Source organism: Desulfovibrio sp. 1188_IL3213, from assembly GCF_036763145.1.
Taxonomy (GTDB): domain Bacteria; phylum Desulfobacterota; class Desulfovibrionia; order Desulfovibrionales; family Desulfovibrionaceae; genus Desulfovibrio.
Genome location: NZ_JBAIYR010000532.1, coordinates 1 through 1,359, shown reverse-complemented (window position 1 = coordinate 1,359; position 1,359 = coordinate 1). Strand labels below are relative to the sequence as shown.

Here is a 1,359-nt window from a genome sequence, read left to right as displayed (position 1 = left end):
GTATTCCGCCGGATCCGGGGCATGCCCCACGGCATGGCAGGGCAGGCCGACAGGCGCGGCGATGGCCTCGGCCACCATGCGGGTATTGCCTGTTCAGGAAGAATAGACAATGCAGATGCGCATAAGTACCTTTTGAAAATTTCAGCTTTGAGAACGGGTATTCTCAAGGTGTACAGGGTTATTGCCCCGGGGTTTGCCCGCAAGCATGTATTGCCTTAGCCCCGGGCCCGCAGCTTGAGGGCTTCGTGGTCCAGCAGGGTGATGCTGCGCCGCTGGTGTTCAATGATGCCGGCGGCGGAAAGGGCCGAAAGCTCGCGGCTGAGGCTTTCCCGGCTGATGCCCATGAGGCGGGCCAGGATTTCCTGGGTAACGCCAAGGCGCAGCGTGGCGCTTTTTTCCATCTTGGCCCGGTGCAAAAGCCATGCGGCCACGCGTCCGGCCACGGATATGCGCCCCTGCGAACCGGCAATCTTGGTAATAAGCAGGCGCTGGCGCAGGCTCATGGCCCCCAGAAGGCTGACGGCCAGCGGGGCGTTATTTTCAAGGGTGTGCAGAAACGCGCGCCTGTTCAGGCTCAGCACCGTGGTGTGCTGCAGGGCCACGGCCGAAATGGGCAGGCCCCCTTCATAAAAAAGCACGCCAGCGTCAATGAATTTTCCGGAGTGCACGAGATGGAGCACACATTCCTTGCCCTGACTGCTGTGGCGGCACAGTTTGACCAGACCGGAAAGCAGCAGCATGGCGTCTGCGCTCTCGTCCCCTTCCTGAAAAAGCGCCACGCCCGGAGCAAAACTTTGCAGGCGGGCGTGGCGGGCAAGCACATCCCTTTCGTGAGGGTGCAGCCCGGCCAGCAACCCGGTACACAGGGCATCGGCCACGGAGGGAGCGGCCTGCAGGCTTTCTTCGTTCATAAGAGAATCCGTGTTGGCGGCATACTGTCGGTTTGTCATAATGCGATCTCCCGGTCTTTCGGCTTCAGGAATGCCGGCCTTCGGGGCGGTCCGGCCGCGGCGGCCCCAACCTTCCGGTCTGCGCGAGGGGCTGCGGCAGTGTACCGGCCGCAGGTTTAGTGTACAACACAAAAACCCCCCGCAATCTGTGACTGTAGTCACAATTGCGAGGGGTTGTGCTTTTTCTGCGTCGGTCAGGCTGTTGCGCGGCCTGAAACCGTTTGCTGTCGTCTTTGTCCTTGCCGCGAGCCGCTTTTTGCGGCTGCCGGGGCAGTGGAAAAGGTTGGTGCGCGTTTGCTGCCCTGCCGGTGTTTATTCCTGATGCGTGGTTTTGCCGTAAGCGCCCGGCAGGCGGCCGGGAGCAAAGCCTGCGGACGCGGAGGGCATCTGGCTCATGGCCTGGTCAAAC

At 61.7% G+C, this 1,359-nt stretch carries 1 protein-coding gene; it reads right to left on the bottom strand.

What is annotated here, in order from left to right; all coding sequences use genetic code 11:
• Positions 1-215: 215 nt before the first annotated feature.
• Positions 216-950 (bottom strand): Crp/Fnr family transcriptional regulator, encoded by a 735-nt coding sequence (locus tag V6C16_RS13350; RefSeq protein WP_333543447.1) that lies wholly within the window; start codon positions 948-950, stop codon positions 216-218.
• Positions 951-1,359 lie beyond the last annotated feature (409 nt).